Source organism: Mycobacterium sp. DHQP2018-32-09 (genome assembly GCF_058148405.1).
The window spans coordinates 1-413 of record NZ_JBYVYK010000173.1 but is presented as its reverse complement, the minus strand read 5'-3'; the positions used below and the strand labels follow the sequence as shown (position 1 = coordinate 413).

Genomic DNA, 413 nt, shown 5'->3' with positions numbered 1-413 from the left:
CCCACCCCGAGGCCCGCAATGGCGCCGAACAGGATGGGGCGCTTGATGAGCGGGGTCAGTGCGATGAGTTCGACGACCAGAGCCGGCCCGAGATACAGCGCGAACCAACTCGTCGGTCCGCCGAGGATGGGTCCGGCGAGTAGTGAGACCGCCGCACGCAGGACGATGGCGAGCAGGGCGCCGATGATGGCCGCGCCGCGTCCCATGACGGTCCGCGCGCATACCGCGGCGAAGGCGGCGGCCGCCGCGATCATCATGGGCTGCTGGACCAGCCGGAACTGTTCGACACCGAAGTCGTACTCGATCTGGAACACCGACAGCCCGATGAACAAGCCCCCGAAGGACAAGTAACGCAAGAACTTCACGAAATTGGTGTCGTCATCTGCATTGAAGCCGATGGCCCGGCGGCCTTC

1 pseudogene is annotated in these 413 nt (G+C 65.6%); it reads right to left on the bottom strand.

The features are described from left to right. A pseudogene (locus tag AC30CM_RS27215) lies at window positions 1-413 on the bottom strand (hypothetical protein); the annotation flags it as partial.